The 16,795-nt window shown below is 67.6% G+C and carries 16 protein-coding genes and 1 pseudogene; 11 read left to right on the forward strand and 6 right to left on the reverse strand.

Features of this window, described 5'->3' with window-relative positions:
- The first annotated feature begins 121 nt into the window (after nt 1–121).
- Entirely contained in the window at nt 122–1,249 is a 1,128-nt protein-coding gene (locus Tchar_RS12020; RefSeq protein ID WP_268969091.1) for a PD-(D/E)XK nuclease domain-containing protein, read from the forward strand.
- 224 nt (nt 1,250–1,473) lie between these two features.
- On the opposite strand, the gene Tchar_RS12025 is transcribed toward Tchar_RS12020, so the two are convergent.
- Nucleotides 1,474–2,013 carry a GNAT family N-acetyltransferase gene (locus Tchar_RS12025; RefSeq protein ID WP_144329251.1) on the reverse strand — a complete coding sequence of 180 codons (540 nt, stop codon included), beginning with the start codon at nt 2,011–2,013 and terminating at the stop codon, nt 1,474–1,476.
- A gap of 99 nt (nt 2,014–2,112) precedes the next feature.
- Nucleotides 2,113–2,820: a cytochrome b/b6 domain-containing protein gene (locus Tchar_RS12030; protein ID WP_236640453.1), complete on the reverse strand. Its 708-nt coding sequence runs from the start codon at nt 2,818–2,820 to the stop codon at nt 2,113–2,115.
- A 299-nt stretch (nt 2,821–3,119) separates the two neighbouring features.
- Here Tchar_RS12030 and Tchar_RS12035 point away from each other — a divergent pair, with 299 nt between their 5' ends.
- On the forward strand, nt 3,120–3,563 hold the full coding sequence (locus tag Tchar_RS12035) for a c-type cytochrome (RefSeq protein ID WP_144329252.1): 444 nt from the start codon (nt 3,120–3,122) through the stop codon (nt 3,561–3,563).
- A gap of 247 nt (nt 3,564–3,810) precedes the next feature.
- Here Tchar_RS12035 and Tchar_RS12040 read toward each other — a convergent pair whose 3' ends face one another.
- The gene (locus Tchar_RS12040; RefSeq protein WP_144329253.1) at nt 3,811–4,311 is read right to left on the reverse strand and encodes a TlpA disulfide reductase family protein; all 501 of its coding nucleotides are present in this window, start codon (nt 4,309–4,311) and stop codon (nt 3,811–3,813) included.
- 222 nt (nt 4,312–4,533) lie between these two features.
- On the opposite strand from Tchar_RS12040, the gene Tchar_RS12045 reads away from it, so the two are divergent.
- The 4 genes from Tchar_RS12045 to Tchar_RS12060 all read left to right on the forward strand — a co-directional run bounded on the left by Tchar_RS12045 (nt 4,534) and on the right by Tchar_RS12060 (nt 11,929).
- The gene (locus Tchar_RS12045) at nt 4,534–4,944 is read left to right on the forward strand and encodes a response regulator (RefSeq protein ID WP_144329254.1); all 411 of its coding nucleotides are present in this window, start codon (nt 4,534–4,536) and stop codon (nt 4,942–4,944) included.
- A gap of 34 nt (nt 4,945–4,978) precedes the next feature.
- Nucleotides 4,979–10,447, forward strand: a complete 5,469-nt coding sequence (locus Tchar_RS12050; protein ID WP_161595524.1) for a PAS domain S-box protein — start codon at nt 4,979–4,981, stop codon at nt 10,445–10,447.
- Nucleotides 10,448–11,455: a diguanylate cyclase domain-containing protein gene (locus Tchar_RS12055; RefSeq protein WP_144329256.1), complete on the forward strand. Its 1,008-nt coding sequence runs from the start codon at nt 10,448–10,450 to the stop codon at nt 11,453–11,455.
- Between the two features lie 72 nt (nt 11,456–11,527).
- Nucleotides 11,528–11,929 carry a hypothetical protein gene (locus tag Tchar_RS12060; RefSeq protein ID WP_144329257.1) on the forward strand — a complete coding sequence of 134 codons (402 nt, stop codon included), beginning with the start codon at nt 11,528–11,530 and terminating at the stop codon, nt 11,927–11,929.
- Between the two features lie 2 nt (nt 11,930–11,931).
- On the opposite strand, the gene Tchar_RS12065 is transcribed toward Tchar_RS12060, so the two are convergent.
- Nucleotides 11,932–12,366, reverse strand: coding sequence for a thioredoxin fold domain-containing protein (locus Tchar_RS12065; RefSeq protein ID WP_144329258.1), 435 nt, complete (start codon nt 12,364–12,366; stop codon nt 11,932–11,934).
- A gap of 104 nt (nt 12,367–12,470) precedes the next feature.
- Between Tchar_RS12065 and Tchar_RS12070 the strand changes: the two genes are divergently transcribed.
- From Tchar_RS12070 to Tchar_RS12090, 5 genes are all read left to right on the forward strand, one after another.
- Nucleotides 12,471–13,121, forward strand: coding sequence for a hypothetical protein (locus Tchar_RS12070; RefSeq protein WP_144329259.1), 651 nt, complete (start codon nt 12,471–12,473; stop codon nt 13,119–13,121).
- A 59-nt stretch (nt 13,122–13,180) separates the two neighbouring features.
- Nucleotides 13,181–13,627 (forward strand): PTS sugar transporter subunit IIA, encoded by a 447-nt coding sequence (locus Tchar_RS12075; protein ID WP_144329260.1) that lies wholly within the window; start codon nt 13,181–13,183, stop codon nt 13,625–13,627.
- Nucleotides 13,596–13,865, forward strand: coding sequence for an HPr family phosphocarrier protein (locus Tchar_RS12080; protein WP_144329261.1), 270 nt, complete (start codon nt 13,596–13,598; stop codon nt 13,863–13,865). The genes Tchar_RS12075 and Tchar_RS12080 overlap by 32 nt, the downstream gene beginning before the upstream one ends.
- Complete coding sequence (gene ptsP, locus Tchar_RS12085) at nt 13,862–15,595, forward strand: phosphoenolpyruvate--protein phosphotransferase (RefSeq protein ID WP_144329262.1); 1,734 nt, start codon at nt 13,862–13,864, stop codon at nt 15,593–15,595. The genes Tchar_RS12080 and ptsP overlap by 4 nt, the downstream gene beginning before the upstream one ends.
- A 167-nt stretch (nt 15,596–15,762) precedes the next feature.
- Complete coding sequence (locus Tchar_RS12090; RefSeq protein ID WP_144329263.1) at nt 15,763–16,284, forward strand: cysteine peptidase family C39 domain-containing protein; 522 nt, start codon at nt 15,763–15,765, stop codon at nt 16,282–16,284.
- Here Tchar_RS12090 and Tchar_RS12095 read toward each other — a convergent pair.
- Both Tchar_RS12095 and Tchar_RS12100 read right to left on the reverse strand, forming a co-directional pair.
- Nucleotides 16,226–16,396 (reverse strand): annotated as a pseudogene (locus Tchar_RS12095) (IS3 family transposase); the annotation flags it as partial. The gene Tchar_RS12090 and the pseudogene Tchar_RS12095 sit on opposite strands and share 59 nt — an antisense overlap.
- A partial coding sequence (locus tag Tchar_RS12100; protein WP_144329264.1) for an integrase core domain-containing protein occupies nt 16,389–16,795 on the reverse strand: 407 nt, incomplete at its 5' end. The gene Tchar_RS12100 and the pseudogene Tchar_RS12095, both read right to left, overlap by 8 nt.

A 16,795-nucleotide genomic window follows, 5' to 3' on the forward strand; every position in this document is an offset into this window, starting at 1 on the left:
GCGACAAGCGCCGCAGCGGCCTTCTGCACAAGGCCGCTGCCCCCACCCCGATCACGTCAGAGAGTTGATTAACCCGGGGGTCAATTCCAGATGTCGTCAGGGGGTCAAATCTTCGTGTCGCTTGACAACCCCAATTCCGTGTCCAAAAAAACTGCGGGCGGGGCAGATCCTGGACAACCTCAGCGAGCCCGAAGTGGCACGAACCCTGCGCGAGGGGCTACGCAATCTGTACTCGGTCATCAAAGACAGCGACGCGCACATCCGCTTTGCGTTTCTGACCGGCGTGTCCAAATTCAGCACGGGCTCGATCTTCTCGGGGCTGAACAACCTGCGCGACATCACCGTCTCGGCCGAGTACTCGGCCATCTGCGGCTACACCGAAGCCGATGTGGACACGGTCTTCGCACCGGAGCTGCAGGGGCTGGACCGGCAAGCCATTCGCGACTGGTACAACGGCTACAACTGGCTGGGCGAGGCGGTCTACAACCCGTTCGATGTGCTGCTGCTGTTTGACAAGCGCGAATTTCGCCCCTACTGGTTCGAGACCGGCACGCCGACCTTTTTGGTCGAGGAGCTGACGCGGCGGCGCACCTTCACACCGCGGCTGGCCGATGTCGTGGCCGATGAGGCGCTGCTGTCGAGCTTCGATGTGGAGGCCATGGCGCCGGAGGCGCTGCTGTGGCAGACCGGCTATCTCACCTTCCACGGCCAGCGCCGCATCGGTGCGCGCACCGAGTACCGGTTGAGTTTTCCCAACCGTGAAGTCGAAAGCGCCTTGAACGATGTGTTGTTCAAAGCCCTCTTTGGCGAGCCAGCGCGCGCTGCCGAGGCGGTGGGGCGCCTGTATGACGCCTTGGCCGCGGGCGACCACACCGGCCTGCGTCGCCACTTGGAAAGCCTCTACGCCGCCATCCCACACGACTGGTACCGCCACAACCCCATCACCCAGTACGAAGGCTACTGGGCCAGCGTCTTCTACAGCCACTTGGCCGCGCTGGGCTTGGAGCTGATTGCCGAAGACGTCACCAACCAGGGCTGCATCGACCTGACGGTCAAGCTCCCCGAGCGCATCTATCTGTTCGAGTTCAAGGTGGTGCCCGACCAGGCCACCGGGCAAGCGCTGGCGCAGCTGCGCGCCAAGGGCTATGCGGACAAATACCGCGCCGACGGGCGGCCGCTGCATCTGGTCGGCATCGAGTTCAGTCGGCAGCAGCGCAATGTGGTGGGGTTTGAGGTGCAGACGGGCTGAAGCCGACCCCGCCGCGACCGATGCCCGCGTTCGCTGCGCGCAGCTGCTTTGCAGGCCGGAGCGCGGACCAGGCGTCTCAAGGCTGTGGGCAGGGCGCCTTAGCACGGAGGGCTGGGCGCCTCAGCACGGACAGACAAGCACCTGCCTGCGGATCGTGCCTTTGGGCGGGTGGCACCCGGCGCGTGTCAGCGCGCCGGTGCCGGCGCGCCCAACCGAGGTGTCCTCTACAAGGACAATTTCAGGTAGTGGGCCCCCGGCAGAGGGTTGTGGTAATACGGCGGAATTTCGACGAAACCCATCTCGTGGTAGAGCGAGCGGGCCGCTTCCATCTCGCGCAGGGTATCGAGCAGCACGCAATCGTAGCCAGCTTGTTGCGCCAGCAGTACGATGCGTTCGGCCAGTAGCCGCCCCAGACCAAAGCCTCGAAAGGCGCGCCGCACGAACAGCCGCTTCATTTCGGCGGCAACGCCGTGGTCACTGTCGAGCAGGGGGCGCAGCGCACAGCAGCCGGCCGGCTCGCCATCCACGGTGGCCAGCAACAGCGCCCCCTGCGGCGGCGCATAGGCCCCGGGCAATTCGGCCAATTCTTGGGCAAAGCCTTGGAAGCCCAGGTCGATGCCGATATCGTCTTGATATTCGAGAAACAGAGCGCGGACGACGTTCAGCGCAGCGCTGTCGTGCCCATCGACACTGTACAGAGCAATGTGTGGCCCCTCTGGGGCCTCATGTGTAGGGTCGTGGGGGTCGTCCGTGGCCTCACCCATGCCGCAATCATACGGCGTCGTGCCGCCGATTCGACTTCGTCGCCGCGGGATGGGTTGATGTGCACCCGCTCATGCGCTCGCGTGGCGGCTGCCCCCGCCTCACCCCGCCGGGGACAGGTTGACGATCCAGACGGTGGCGGCCACGCAGGCAGCCGCCACGGCCAGCGCCAACAACCGTTGTGTCCAGCCATCGGCACTGCCCGGGATGTGCGGCGGCAACCATTTGTCGCCATGCACCATGGGCGGCACCAGCGATTTGCCCAGCGCCCAGTGGTACACCGCGAGGGCGGCCAGGTGTAGCCCCACCAGTGACAGCAGCAGCACCTTGCCCCAGCCCTTGTGCCAGGCGGTGGCGGCGTAAGCGGTTTCCGTGGCCACCAGATGCGCCAGCGGTCCGACGAAGGCGATTTCATCGTCGCTGATGAGTCCGGTGCCCACCTGCACCGCCAGCGCCACCAGCAGCGCAAAGACCGACAGCGCCCCCAGCGGAGAGTGCCCCACCTCGACGTCGGGACTGGCGCGGCCGCGCAGATATGCCCACAGAGTGCATGGGCCGTAGAGAAACTGGGCAAACCGTGACCAGCGCCCACCGATCAATCCCCAGACCAGGCGAAACAGCAACAGCGCCAGCACCGCGTAGCCCAAACGCTGGTGCCACGTCATCCAGTTGCCGCCCAGGTTACCGGTGATGACCAAGCCGACGACGGCACCTGCCAGCAGCCAGTGGAATAGCCGTGTCGGCAAATCCCAGACCCGGATGCGTACCCGGGCGCTATCGGCCCAGGGGTTCAGATCGGAGCGAGTCACGAACGATCTCCTGCAAAACACACGTGCGGCGGCAAGCCCGCCGATGCAGCCTGAGCGCCTGGCCGCACGGCCCCATCCAGCCGGCCGAACGTCCGCATTGCGTCTTCACCGCCGGCGCCATCCCGGGTCGCGCCGGCGCCGGCGGGCGGAGGTGAGTCGAGAACCTGCCGCTGCGGAACTGGGCTGCCGCCCCTGGGATCCATCGCTAGGTGCTGTAGCGGCGCAACAACACGCCAGCATATTTTGCCGTATGCGCATACACTGTCGGTTCCTTGAATGCCACACCGGAGGTTGATCGCATGAAACCACATCTCATCGTTGCCACCGTCGCCCTCGCTCTGAGCGGTGCGGCCCACGCTCAGTTCCAAAAGCCGGAAGACGCGGTGAAGTATCGCCAAGGCGCCTTTACCGTCATGGGGGCGCACTTCACCCGCATCGGCGCCATGGTGCAGGGCCGGGTGCCGTTCGACGCCAAGGTGGCGCAGGAAAACGCCGCCATCGTCGCCATGCTGTCCAAGCTGCCCTGGGCCGGCTTCACGCCCGAGACGGAAAAGATCAAGAGCCGCACCAAACCCGAGGCGTGGATGGAGATGGACAAAGTCCGCGCTGGGGCCGACAAGATGATGAAGGCAGTGGCAGACCTGGAAGCGGCCACCCGCACCGGCAACCTGGATGCGATCAAGAAGACCTTCGGTGACGCGGCCGCCACCTGTAAGGCTTGTCACGATGCCTACCGCGAGTGACGGGTGGCGTCGGCTCCGCGTAGATCCCTCCCGATCGGGCGTCTCTGGCCACGGGTGACGACGCCGAGGGCAGAGGACGCGGGGCCGATGAGTTCGGCGCAGGGCACATACGCGATGCGCTCGGCCTCGATGAGCGGGTGCGCCAGAGGTGGCGTCGTGGTGCGCTGCGCGCTGTGCGCTGAAAATCGGCCGCGCTGGGCGCTTGTTGCTCGCGCCAATGGACTGCGTGCGCTGGCCGCGACGCGCCTTAGCTGGCGTTCAAAAGCTGCTCCAACAGGGCGGCCAGTGCATTGAAGTCGGGCTCGCCCACATAGCGTTTGACGATGCGGCTGCGCCGGTCAACGACATAGGTGGTGGGGGTGAGCTTGACGTCGCCCCAGGCGCGAGCCAGCGCTCCATCGCTGTCCAAGGCCACGGGGAATGGCAGCTGGCGCGTGCGCGCAAAATTGGCTACCCACTCCGGCCGGTCGTAGCTCATCGCCACGGCGATGGTTTCGAAGCCGCGTTCGCGGAAGCGCTGATAGGTCTGCACCAATTGCGGCATTTCCTTGACGCAGCTGGCGCAGGTGGTGGCCCAGAAGTTGACCAGCACCACCCGGCCTTGCCATTCGGCAGGCGTCAGCGTGCGGCCATCGAGCAGCCGAAAGGTCGAAGCCGGGGCCTGCTCGCCGCCGGCACAGCCGCTCAGCGCAGTCAAGGTAGGCCACAGCGGCGCGGTCAACAGCCAAGGTCGCCATCGGGGTGTCATGGGTGCTTCTCCTCGTATCAAACGGGGTGGATGGCCAAGCGCCGGGTGCGCCTCCTTAGGCGGCTGGGCGAGGGCTCGCGCACCCGTTGCGGCACCGCGTGCCGTCCGATCACAGGAGGCGTCTGGGTGCGGTACCAGACTGGCCGAGGCAAGCCCATGTAGTACCCAGAGCGATGTCAACCACGTCTGTGCCGGGCGCTATTTTGCCGTTACCATCGGCTTATGAGTACTTCGCCTGCCCAATGTTCCCGTCCGTTGCGCGTGCTGGTGGCCGACGACAACGCCCTCAATTTGCGACTGGCCACCCGCCTTTTGCGCGAGATGGGGCACAGTGGGGTACTGGTGACCGATGGCCGCAAGGCCCTGCAAGCCCTGCAGGCGCAACACTTCGATGTGGCCTTGTTCGATGTGACCATGCCCGATATGGGCGGGCTGGAGGCGTTGGCCGAGCTGCGCGCCTGGGAGCGCGCTGGGCGGCCGCGTACGCCGGTGATCATGGTGACTGCGTACGATCTGCCCGAAGACCGGCGGCGGATGCTCGACGCGGGCGCCGACGGCTACGTGGCCAAGCCGCTGGATGCCGAGCGGCTGGCCGCAGAGCTGGCGCGCGTGCTGGGCGGGCGCCCGAGCTGACGCCGACAATCACGCGCACGTCAGGAGAGGCCCCATGTCGCCCGCGTCATTGCAGCCCCGTGATGGTGCTCCTTCCCAGGGGCGGGCTTGGGGGCTGCTGCTGGTCATCATCGCCACCATCGTGGCGGTCTTGATGGTGGGGGGGGCGGGCAGCCTGTGGCTGCAGCGTCAGGATCGGGACGACTTGCAGGCTGCCTTGGAGCGCGATTTGATCGTCGTCGAGGCGCGGCTGGAGCAAGCGGTTGAGCGCTATGCCACCCTGCTGTTGGCCGTGCGCGGCTGGCTACACGCCCATCCCGAGGGTGACTGGCGTCAAGCGCGCGCGTTCATGGCCCCGCAGGAATTGGCCGAGCGTTACCCGGCGCTGTCGGGCATCGCTTTCGTGCGTCGCGTGGCCCAGGCGGATGTGCCTCGCTGGCAGGCCGACGTTAATCGGCGCGGCCTGTCCACGCCCGTGCGAGCGCGTCCCATTCGCCCAGCGGGTCCCCCCACGGACGACCATTTTCTGATCGACTGGATCGAGCCACCGGGGAAGGAGCATCTGGTAGGGCTGGAGTTGTCGTCCGATCCCATCCGTTGGCAGGCAATGCAGCAGGCTGCACGCAGCGGGCAAGCGACGCTGTCGGCGCCGGTGTGGCTGGCCAATGCACCCAAGGGGGCATACGGGTTTTTGCTGGTCTTGCCGGTGTACAGCGGGGGCTGGACACCAGCGGCCCCCGCTGACCGCGAGCGCCTGCTGGAGGGTTTCGTTGTCCTGGGCGTACCTGCCCAGGAGCTGGCGCGCGAGGCGGGTATGGTGGTCAGTGCACTCGACTGGCACTGGGTCGATCACGCGGCCTCACAGCAGGCGGCGCGCACGCCGCCGCTGCAGGATTTGCCCTCCGACCCACAGCCGGGCCCACGCGGCGTGGAGCTGCTGGACTCCGACCGACACGGTGTACTGCAACGCGTCGGCGCCGAGGCCGACTGGAGAGGCGCTGCGCAGGCGGGGGCTCACCGGCGCGTCGTCCTGGCCGGGCGCGCCTTCGACTTGTACGTGCGCAGCACGCCTGAGGTCGAACGCAGCGCGCAGTCGTGGGCGGCGCACTGGGTAGCGGTGGGGGCGCTGCCGGTGGCGCTGTTGGCTGCTTGGGCGGTGAGCGCGGCGTACCGCCTGCGCCGCAGCGAACGCGAGCGGCTGGCGCTGCTGCAAAGCGATGTACAGCGCCTGGCTCTGGTGGCGCGGCACACCCACAACGCCGTGTTGTTTACCGACCGCAGCGGGCGTGTGACATGGATGAACACAGCAGCCGAGGCCTTGACCGGCTACACCCTGGACGAGATGCGGGGACAAAAGCCTGGGGCGTTACTGCAATGCCCGCGCAGTGACCCGCGCGCGCTGCAAGCGCTGCGCGAGGCGGTGCGTGACGGGCGCGACGTGACCATCGATATCCTCAATCGCGCCAAGGATGGGCGCGAATATTGGGTCGCGATCGATGTGATTGCGCTGCACGATGCCGCTGGCGTATGCACCGGTTTCATGGCGGTGGAGGCCGACATCACGGAGCGCGTGCGCGCGCAAGAGCGGCTGCAAGTGGCGCTGGCCGAAGCCACGGCTTTGATGGAGACGATTCGCCAGCACGCCATCGTCAGTCAGGCCGCGCCCGATGGCACCATCGTCGATGTCAACGAGGCATTTTGCCGCATCAGCGGCTACACGCGCGACGAGCTGATCGGCGCGCCGCACCGCATCGTCAACTCGGGCGTGCACGATGTGGCGTTTTGGCGCGACTTCTGGGTCACGATTCGCAGTGGCCGCGGGTGGCGTGGCGAAATCTGCAACCGCGCCAAGAGCGGTGACCTGTATTGGGTGGACAGCATCGTGGCGCCGCTGTTCGATGCGCAGGGACAGATCGAGCGCTACCTGTCGATTCGATTCGACATCACCGCGCGCAAGCTGGCCGATCAGGCCCTGGCCGCTTCGCGCGCGCGCCTCCAAGCGATATTGGAGGCCACCAGGGCAGGTACCTGGGTCATGGACCCCGACACGGGCCACGCCTACGTGGACGCGCAGTGGTGGCGCATGTTGGGCTGGCGCACGGATGACGGCCCGCCGCCGCCGCGCGTCATGCGCGACGAATGGGCCGCCCGCGTGCATCCGGACGACTTGCCGGGGCTGGAGTTGGCCTTGCTGGGCATCATGGCCGGTAGCGAAGAAACCCTGGAGTACACGCTGCGCCTGCGTCACCGCGACGGCAGCTGGCGCTGGGTGGTCACCCGGGCGCGTCGTCAGCCCGATCCACAGGATGCGCAGCGCCTGGCGATCTATGGCACCAATTTGGATATCACGCCGCTGAAAACGGCCGAGGAAGCCGCTGCACGCGCCGAGCGCCTGCTGCGCAGCGCCATCGAGACGCTGGGCGAGGGCTTTGCCCTCTACGACCCCGAGGACCGGCTGGTCTTTTGCAATCAGCGCTATCGCGACTACTACCCGTTGGCCGCGCCCCTGATGGAGCCGGGCCGCACCTTCGAGGAGATCGTGCGCTATGGTGCCGAGCGCGGGGAATATACGGCCGCCGTCGGTCGTGTTCAGGCGTGGGTGGCCGAGCGGGTGGCGCAGCACCGCCAGAGCAACTATGAACTGACCCAGCACTTGAGCGACGGACGGGTGCTGCGCATCATCGAGCGCCGCACGCCCGAGGGCTACACGGTTGGCTTTCGCATCGACATCACCGACTTGGAGCGCGCGCGCGCCGTTGCGGAAGAAAAGGAGCAGCTGCTCGTCAACGCGCTGCAGGCGCTGGGCGCATCGCTGTCGGTGTTCGATGCCGAGGAACGCCTGCTGTGGGCCAACGACCAGTTCTACGCGCTGCACGCCGGCTTGCGTGACATATTGCAACTAGGGGTGTCGTTCGACACCTTCATCCGCACCGGCTTGATGCGCGGTGAAATCAAACTGCCGCCCGGCACCGACGCCGAGACGTGGCTGGCGCAGCGCGTGGCCGATTTTCGCGCTGGCCGCACCGACCGCGTCGTGCAGCGTGGTGACGGTACGGCACTGCGCATCGTCGAGCGGCGACTGCCCAACGGCCATACGGTGGGGCTGCGATTCGACGTCACCGAGCTGGAGCGAGCACGGCGCGCCGCCGAAGAGGCCAGCCGTGCCAAGAGTCAGTTTCTGGCCAACATGAGCCACGAAATTCGCACGCCGATGAACGCCGTGCTGGGCATGCTGCAGCTGCTGCTGGGCACGCCGCTGGACGCGCGCCAGCGCGACTACGCGGAAAAAAGCGAAGCCGCGGCCAAGTCGCTGCTGGGCATCATCAACGACATTCTGGACTTCTCGAAGATCGAGGCCGGCAAGCTCGAACTGCATTGCGAGCCCTTTGCCGTCGATCGCCTCTGGCGCGACCTGGCCACGCTGTACGCCGCCAATTTGCGCGGCAAGCGCCTGGAGCTGCTGTTCGACATCGACCGCACCATTCCGCGCGTGCTCATCGGTGACGCCCTGCGACTGCAGCAGGTGCTCATCAACCTGGGTGGGAATGCCATCAAATTCACCCATCAGGGCAGCGTGACGCTGCGCGTGCGCCTGATCGCATTGGAGCCGGGACCGGACGGCGCGCCTGTCGCGCGCCTGCAATTCGCCGTCATCGACACCGGCATCGGCATCACCCCCGAGCAGCGCCAGCGCCTATTCCAGGCCTTCAATCAGGCCGAATCTGGCATCACCCGCCAATACGGCGGCACCGGGCTGGGGCTGGTGATCAGCCAGCGGCTGGTGCAGCTGATGGGCGGCGAGATCACGCTCGACAGTACGCCCGGCCAAGGCAGCACCTTCGCCTTCGAAATCGCGCTGCCGGTGGCGCAGACCGTGCCTGCCGAGCTGCAGCCGCGCCCGGCGCTGCCCGACCTGCAAGGCCTGCGCTGTCTGGTGGTGGACGATCACCCGGAAGCACGCACCGTCATCTGCGGCGCGCTGCGCGCCCTGGGGTGGCAGTGCGAGATGCAGGCCGATGCCGAGGCGGCGCTGGCGTGTCTGCAACGGGGGCAGCGCTACGATGTGGTTTTCATCGACTGGACGCTACCGGGCATGGACGGGCTGGCGCTGGCGCGGGCGTGGCGCGAGTGGGAAGCCGCACACCCGGCTGTCCCGTCGCCGGCCACGCGCAGTGTGCTCATCATGGTCAGCGCCAGCGGGCGCGACGCGCTCGATGGCACCGATGCCGGCAGCGCGGGCGTGCTGGACGGCTATCTGGTCAAGCCGGTGACGGCCAGCATGCTGTTCGACGCGGTGGCCGACGCGCGCGCGCCCCAGCAGGCGTCGGCGAAGGCGACGGCGCGTGCCGTGCGCCAGCGCTTGCGCGGCCTGCGCGTGCTGTTGGTCGAGGACAACCCGATCAACCAGCAGGTGGCCACCGAACTGCTGCGGCGTGAGGGCGCCGAGGTGACCGTGGCCGACAACGGCCAAAAAGCAGTGGATGCGCTGCAGCGCCGCGCCGATGCCTTCGATGTGGTGCTGATGGACATGCAAATGCCGGTGTTGGATGGTTTGCAAGCCACGGTGGTGATTCGCCAGCGGCTCGGCTTGACCGCCATTCCGATCATCGCCATGACCGCCAACGCCATGGCCAGCGACCGCGAGGCGTGCTTGGCCGTGGGCATGAACGACCACGTCGGTAAGCCCTTTGCCATCGACCAATTGGTGCAGGTGCTGCGGCATTGGGCGCCGCACGCTGTGCGCGACGAGGAAGGGCCGGCGATGGATGCTGCGCCAGCCAACGGTGCCGCTGCGCCGCTGGCGAGTGCGCCAACCCTGGCCGAGGGGCTGCCAGCCGCCGATGCCGCGTTGGCCGATGCCCCTGCCGCGCGCGATTGGCCCGACGCCGACCGGGTCGAGGTGGACGCTGCGCTGCAGCGCCTCGGCGGCGACCCGGTGCTGTATCAGCGCGTGGTACGTGGCTTCGTGCAGGGTTTGCCGGCGGTGCAGGCCGACCTGCAAGCCCGTCTGGGGCAGGTGCCCGACGCCGCGCTGGTGGCGGCCTTGCACACCCTCAAGGGTACGGCCAGCACAGTGGGGGCGGTGAGGCTGGCGCAATGCGCCGCGCGCGCCGAGCAAGCCGTCAAGGCGGTGCTGGCGGCCGCCGAGGGTCCTGCGGCCACACCTCTGGACAGCAGCGCCTGGTGGCCGCCACTGGCCGCCGAGCTGCAGATGAGCGCCGATGCCTTGCAGCGCGTGCTGCAGGTCATGCAAGAGCGCGGGCTGGTGCCGGCGGAAGTGGAGGCACCACGCGACACCGCCGCTGCCGACCCGGCCAACTGGCGCGCCGAGCTGGTGCGGCTGCAGGTCCTGTTGCAGCAAGGTGACATGGAGGCGTTGGAGGTGCACGACCGCATGCTCAGCGACGCTGCGGTGGCCGCCGACCCGCGCTGGGCGGCGCTGCACCAGGCGATGGAAGGGTTGGATTTCGAGGCAGCGCAGCAGGCGGTGGCGACGCTGCTGGCGGCGCCGGGAGCGGCATGAATGGCGCACCCGGAACCGCGTCCTCCTGAGACGCCTGCCGACCGGCTGGAGGTGGGGCAGGCGTGGCCGGCGCGCAAACCGCGCTTGTTGCTGGTGGACGATCAACCGGTGCATTTGCAGGTGCTGTACCGCGCCTTGACCGGTCCCTACCAGTTGTTCATGGCCACCCGCGGCGAGCAGGCGCTGCACCTGGTGCGCGAGCAGCAGCCCGACCTCGTGCTGCTCGACGTCGTCATGCCCGACATGGATGGCTTCGAGGTGCTGCGGCGCTTGCGTGCCGCGCGCGACCGTGCCGACACACCAGTCATCTTCGTCACTGCGCACGAGGGCGCCGACATCGAGAGCCGCTGTCTGGAGGCCGGGGCAGTGGACTTCATCTCCAAGCCGGTCAACCCGGCGGTGGTGCGCGCGCGCGTGCGCACCCATTTGACGTTGAAATTTCAGTCCGACCTGTTGCGCGCGCTGGCCTTCATCGACGGGCTGACCGGGGTGGCCAACCGACGCCATTTCGACGAGCGGCTGGCGCTGGAGTGGGGCCGGGCCCAGCGCCTGGGCACACCGCTGAGCCTGATACTGGCCGACGTGGACCACTTCAAGGCCTACAACGACCACTACGGCCACCAGGCCGGTGATGCCGTCCTGCGCCACGTGGCGCAGACTTTGCGCGCCCATGTGCGCCGCCCCGCCGACATGGTGGCGCGCTACGGCGGCGAGGAGTTCGCCTGCCTGTTACCCGACACACCACTGGCCGACGCTCAGGCGTTGGCCGAGCGTATGCAACAGGCGGTGCGGGATCTGGCCATTCCCCACCGGGACAGCCGCACTGCCCCCGTGGTGACGGCCAGTTTCGGTGTGGCGGCGCGCGAGGGGCCAGCCCTGCGCGGCGCCCACCCCGCTTTGCTGCTGGGGCTGGCCGATGCCCAGCTCTACGAGGCCAAACACCAGGGCCGCGCGCGCGTGTGCGCGGCGCGCCTGGAGGGTGCGACCGGGGATGAGGTTTTTCCCTGAACCAACGTACCTCGACAAGGCATTGGGTACTCTTCGCGGTAGTGACACATATGGGCTCAATTGCTGCTGCACATGCACCGCATGCAAGAGCAAGAGCGTGTGGCCCACGCGTTGCAGCGCATTCTCGAGGCGGCGCGCGAAGTGCGCACCATTTTGGAGGCCAATGTGGGGGGCCTGCAAGACAGTGCCCAGCAGGCTCAGCAAGCCGATGAAGCGGTGCGCAGCGCTTTGACCCATATCGAGGCCGTCGCCGGTCGCATGAACGATCTCGACGGCGCTGCGACCCAGCTCAACGAGGGTTTGGGGCAGGTGCGCGAAGCGATCGACCAACTCAATCAGATCACCCAGCAAAACGCGGCGCTCGTGGAGGAAAACGTGGCCGTCGTCAAATCGTTGGACATGCAGGTCCAACAGCTGCATCAGCAGATCGGGCGCTTTCGCTTGCCCGGCGTGGTCCCCGCACTGCCGGCGTGACGTCAGCGTCGGCTGCGCAACTGCGCGCGGGCTTGTGCCAAACGCTGCTCCAGATAGGGGCCATAGAAGTCGGCCACCCCCATGCCTTCCAGACGCTCAGCCAGTTCGCGACCGCGCTCGTCCAGAAACAAGAGCGTGGGCGCGACGCGCACACGCCAGGCACGTGCCAATTCGTAGCCCGTGCTGGGCCGGCCTTGCCAATCCTGCACCGGCGTGCGGCGATCCCGCATATCCAGCTGCACCGCCACCACTTCGCCGCGCTGCAGCATCGGCTCCAGGTAGTGGCCCCGCACCACCTCACAGAAGGCGCAGCCCGCCAGCGTCACCATCACCACCAGCGGCTCGCCGCGCGCGGTGGCCGCGCGCGCGTATTCTGGCAGCGAGGCGGGCACGGGCAGAGTGGCTGCAGGACGAGCGGCAAGGGCGGACGTGGTCATGGTCGGGGCACAGGGGTGAGGTCGGTGTCAAAGGGCGCCAAAAGGCTGTGGCTCATGGTCAGACCGTCTGCGCTACGATCCGTTCCATGTCATTGTGCCGCCCCATGCCAAATCCTGCCACCGCGCTGTCGCCGACGCGTCCACCCACCGGCGCGCCGGCGCCGGCGCGGCCGAGCGGCCGGTGTGGCTGGGGGTGGCGGTTGTGGCGGCCGCTGGCGCTGGGGCTGGCCGGGGTGTGGGCCAGTGCGTGCAGCCCCGCGCTGGACTGGCGGGCCGTGCAGCCGGCGGGCACGCCGCTGACGGTGTGGTTGCCCTGCAAGGCCGACCAGGGGGCGCGCGAGGTGCCCTTGGCCGGGCCGGCCGCGCCGCCGGTAACGCTGCAGATGGCGGGTTGCCGTGCCGCGGGCCGCACCTTTTCGGTGGCGGTGGTGGCGCTGCCGACCGCGGGTGCCGCAGGGGCCGAGGTGGCGCCACGCTGGATCGACGTCTGGCAACGTGCGCACTGGGCCGCCTTGGGCGTGCAGGCCGAGGACGGCGGCCCACCACCCGCGTGGCAGGCGGTGCCGTGCATCGCGCCGGGCGCCACCGTGGCGCACTGCTGGCGCGGCAGTGGTCGGGATGGCGATGGCCAGGCGTTGCCGGCCGAGTTGCATTGGGCGAGCGACGGGCGCTGGTTGGTGCAGCTGGCCGTCCTGGGCCCAGCGCTGGATGCGCAGGCACATGAGCTCTTTTTCGCCGGCCTGCGCTGGCGCTGAGACCATTGAGTGGATCACCGATAAGATATTGGCCGTCCTCTCTGCCAAGCACCGCCGTCGTGAACGCCATTTTGGTCATCGCCCATGCGCCGTTGGCGTCTGCCTTGCGCCAGTGCGTGTTGCACGTCTTTCCCGACGCAGGGGCGGACGTGGATGCACTGGACGTGCCAGCGGACGAGGCGCCGGAGACCACGCTACAGCGCGCCCGTGCGCTGCTGGCACTGCACGGGGCGGTGGACACGCTGGTGCTGACCGACGTCTTTGGTGCCACGCCGTGTAACGTCGCCACCCGGCTGCTCGAGGGGGGACACACACGCCTGGTCACCGGGGTCAATTTGCCGATGCTGCTGCGCGCCGTCACCTACCGGCACGAGCCGCTCGATGCGCTCGTGACGCGCGCCACGCTGGGTGGCACCCAGGGGGTCATGCCGCTGGCGCCCACCGCACCGCAAAACCAGTCTCGCCGTCCCAGTCATGATCCAACGCACCGCGACCATCAGCAATAAGCTCGGCTTGCACGCCCGCGCCTCGGCCAAGTTGACCAAGCTGGCCAGCAGCTTTCCATGTGAGGTATGGCTCAGCCGCAATGGGCGACGCGTCAACGCCAAGAGCATCATGGGCGTGATGATGCTGGCCGCTGGCCTGGGCGCGACGGTGGACATCGAGACCGACGGGCCGCAGGAAGAGGAGGCGATGGCCGCGCTGCTGGCCCTCATCGACGATAAATTCGGAGAGGGAGAATGACCTTTACCCTGCACGGGCAGGCCGTCTCGCGCGGTGTGGCCATTGGACGCGCCGTGCTGGTGGCTTCCAGCCGCTTGGATGTGGCGCACTACTTCATCGCGCCCGAGCAGGCCGAGGCGGAGCTGGCGCGGCTGCGGCGCGCGCGCGATGCGGTGATCACCGAAATCGAGCAGCTGCGTGCTGGCTTGGTGCACGATGGCATGGAGGCGCACGCCGAGTTGGCCGCGCTGCTGGAAGTGCACTTGATGCTGTTGCAAGACGTGCAGCTGCAAGACGGGGTCAAGCATTGGGTGCGCGAGCGCCACTACAACGCCGAGTGGGCGTTGACGACACAGTTTGAGCAGGTGGCGCGTCAGTTCGACGAGATGACCGACCCCTATCTGCGTGAACGCAAAGCCGATCTGGAGCAGATCGTCGAGCGCATGCTGCGCGTGTTGCAGGGGGTGGGCTCGCCCGTGGCAGCCCCCACCGTGGGCGACGGCGCCACCACAGGCGACCCGCTGGTGCTGATTGCGCACGACCTGGCCCCGGCGGACATGCTGCAATTCAAGCACAGTGTCTTCGCCGGCTTCGTCACCGACGTCGGCGGCAAGACCAGCCACACCGCCATCGTGGCGCGCAGCATGGACATCCCGGCCGTGGTGGGGGCGCGCAACGCCAGCCAGTTGGTGCAACAGGACGACTGGGTGATCGTCGATGGCGACGCCGGCGTGCTGATCGTCGATCCGACGCCGATGCTGCTGGCCGAATACGGCTACAAGCAGCGGCAAGGGGTGGTGGAGCGCGAGCGACTGGCGCGCATCAAAAATACCCCGGCGGTGACGCTGGACGGCCAGCGCATCGAACTGCTGGCCAACATCGAGCAGCCCGAGGATACCGTGCCGGCGTTGTCGGTGGGCGCCGTCGGCGTGGGGCTGTTTCGCACCGAATTTCTGTTCATGGGACGCGGTGGCCGACTACCGGATGAGGAGGAGCAGTACGAGGCCTACCGGCGCGCGGTCGAGGGCATGCACGGGTTGCCCGTCACCATCCGCACGGTGGACGTGGGCGCGGACAAGCCGCTGGATCATCACCGCCGCGACGAGCACCTCAACCCCGCCCTGGGGCTGCGCGCCATCCGCTGGAGCCTGGCCGAGCCGGCCATGTTTTTGACGCAGCTGCGCGCCATTTTGCGCGCGGCAGCGCACGGCAAGGTCAATATCCTGTTCCCGATGCTGGCGCACTTGGGCGAGATCCGGCAGGTGCACGCGATGCTGGCGCAGGCGCGCGAGCAGCTCGACCGCCGCGGCGCCGTCTATGGACCGGTGCGCATCGGCGCCATGATCGAGGTGCCGGCGGCGGCGCTGGCCGTGCGGCTGTTCGTGCGTCACTTCGATTTTCTGTCCATCGGCACCAACGACCTCATCCAGTACGCACTGGCCATCGACCGTGTGGACGAGTCCGTCACCCACCTGTACGATCCCCTGCACCCGGCCGTGCTGCGCTTGGTGGCTGACACCATCGCGGCCTGCGTCGAGGCGGGCAAGCCGGTGAGCGTGTGTGGCGAGATGGCAGGTGACGCGACGATGACACGCTTGCTGCTGGGGTTGGGACTGCGCAGTTTTTCGATGCATCCGACACAGATTCTGGCCGTCAAACAACAGGTGCTGCGCAGCGACACACGCAAGCTGCGCGCCTGGGCGCAGCAGGTGGTGGCCAGCGACGAGCCGGCGCTGCTGCTGGCCGACTGATTGCGGCTATACTCATTTTTAGCACTGAAGGCAGTGGCCGGTGTCTGCCGCCGTAAAGCGGCAGACCATGGGCAGGAACGCACCGGTGCCCGTGTTCGCTGTGCACGCGCCGTGACCCTGCCTCGCGGCGGGCGGAGGAGTCGTTCGATGACGGTGGGAGCGTTTCGATGATCACGGCGCCCGAGGAGCCCGAGGTGTCGCATGGAGCCTCTGCAGCACAGCGGGCCGAGGTCGATCCGTTGTTGACCTGTTTGTTGGTGGTGGCGCGCGCGCACGGTTTGCCCGCCAGTGCCGAGGGCACCGTGGCCGGCTTGCCGCTGGTGCAGGGGCGTTTGGTGCCGAGTCTGTTCGAGCGCGCCGCGCATCGCGTCGGCTTGAGCAGCCGCTTCGTCCGCCAGCCCATCGAGCGTCTGCGCGCCGAGCTACTGCCCGCCATCTTGTTGCTCGACGACGGTGATGCCTGTGTGCTGCTCGAGCGCAGCAGCGACGGCCAGCGCTGTCGTGTCGTCTTTCCGGAGTTGCCGGAGGCGCCGGCCGAGTTGCCACTGGCCGAGCTGCAGACGCACTACAGCGGGTGGGCGCTGTACGTGCTGACCTTGCCCCTGTTTCGTGTAGCTCTTAACCCACGGTTCACGCGGCCTTTTTACGCTGAGCCTCGTACCAGCGCTGCTCGTACTGCATCGGGCTGAGGTAGCCCAGCGACGAATGCGGCCTGCGGTGATTGTAGAAGGCTATCCAGTCCATCACCGCCTGCCTGGCCTGCTCACGGGTAGCGAATTTGCACCCATGTACGCTAGGTGTGAGCCGTCAAGAGGTTGTTCCGAAGAACTGGAAGCTGTGACATAGGCGCGACGCGGCCTATGCCGTGGTGCGGGCGATGCCAGTTGTAGTGGTGCTGCCAGCTGTGAAGCGCTTGGCGCCGCTGCTCGGAGGTTTGGTAGGTCCAGCCGTAGGCCCACTCACGCAGCGCCGACTGAATGAACCGCTCGGCCTTGCCGTTGGTTTGTGGCCGATACGCGCGGGTGAACTTGTGCGCGATGCCCAGTTGCTGGCAAGCCTGCCGGAATGGCTTAGAACGGAAGGCCGGGCCGTTGTCGGTCAGCACTCGCTTGATCGTCACGCCCAGGCGGTTGTAGTACGCCACGGCGTCACGCAGGAACTGCACTGCGCTGGGGGCACGCTCGTCGGGGTGGATAGCTG

Source organism: Tepidimonas charontis, from assembly GCF_007556685.1.
Lineage (GTDB): Bacteria > Pseudomonadota > Gammaproteobacteria > Burkholderiales > Burkholderiaceae_C > Tepidimonas > Tepidimonas charontis.

Bases quoted from the DNA above. Each gene is read 5' to 3' on its own strand.
- Tchar_RS12070 (WP_144329259.1), top strand. From the start codon at position 12,471: ATGCCAAATCCTGCCACCGCGCTGTCGCCGACGCGTCCACCCACCGGC.
- Tchar_RS12040 (WP_144329253.1), bottom strand. From the start codon at position 4,311: ATGACACCCCGATGGCGACCTTGGCTGTTGACCGCGCCGCTGTGGCCT.
- Tchar_RS12035 (WP_144329252.1), top strand. From the start codon at position 3,120: ATGAAACCACATCTCATCGTTGCCACCGTCGCCCTCGCTCTGAGCGGT.
- Tchar_RS12090 (WP_144329263.1), top strand. From the start codon at position 15,763: ATGATCACGGCGCCCGAGGAGCCCGAGGTGTCGCATGGAGCCTCTGCA.
- Tchar_RS12025 (WP_144329251.1), bottom strand. From the start codon at position 2,013: ATGGGTGAGGCCACGGACGACCCCCACGACCCTACACATGAGGCCCCA.
- Tchar_RS12060 (WP_144329257.1), top strand. From the start codon at position 11,528: ATGCACCGCATGCAAGAGCAAGAGCGTGTGGCCCACGCGTTGCAGCGC.
- Tchar_RS12045 (WP_144329254.1), top strand. From the start codon at position 4,534: ATGAGTACTTCGCCTGCCCAATGTTCCCGTCCGTTGCGCGTGCTGGTG.
- ptsP (WP_144329262.1), top strand. From the start codon at position 13,862: ATGACCTTTACCCTGCACGGGCAGGCCGTCTCGCGCGGTGTGGCCATT.
- Tchar_RS12065 (WP_144329258.1), bottom strand. From the start codon at position 12,366: ATGACCACGTCCGCCCTTGCCGCTCGTCCTGCAGCCACTCTGCCCGTG.
- Tchar_RS12050 (WP_161595524.1), top strand. From the start codon at position 4,979: ATGTCGCCCGCGTCATTGCAGCCCCGTGATGGTGCTCCTTCCCAGGGG.
- Tchar_RS12080 (WP_144329261.1), top strand. From the start codon at position 13,596: ATGATCCAACGCACCGCGACCATCAGCAATAAGCTCGGCTTGCACGCC.
- Tchar_RS12055 (WP_144329256.1), top strand. From the start codon at position 10,448: ATGGCGCACCCGGAACCGCGTCCTCCTGAGACGCCTGCCGACCGGCTG.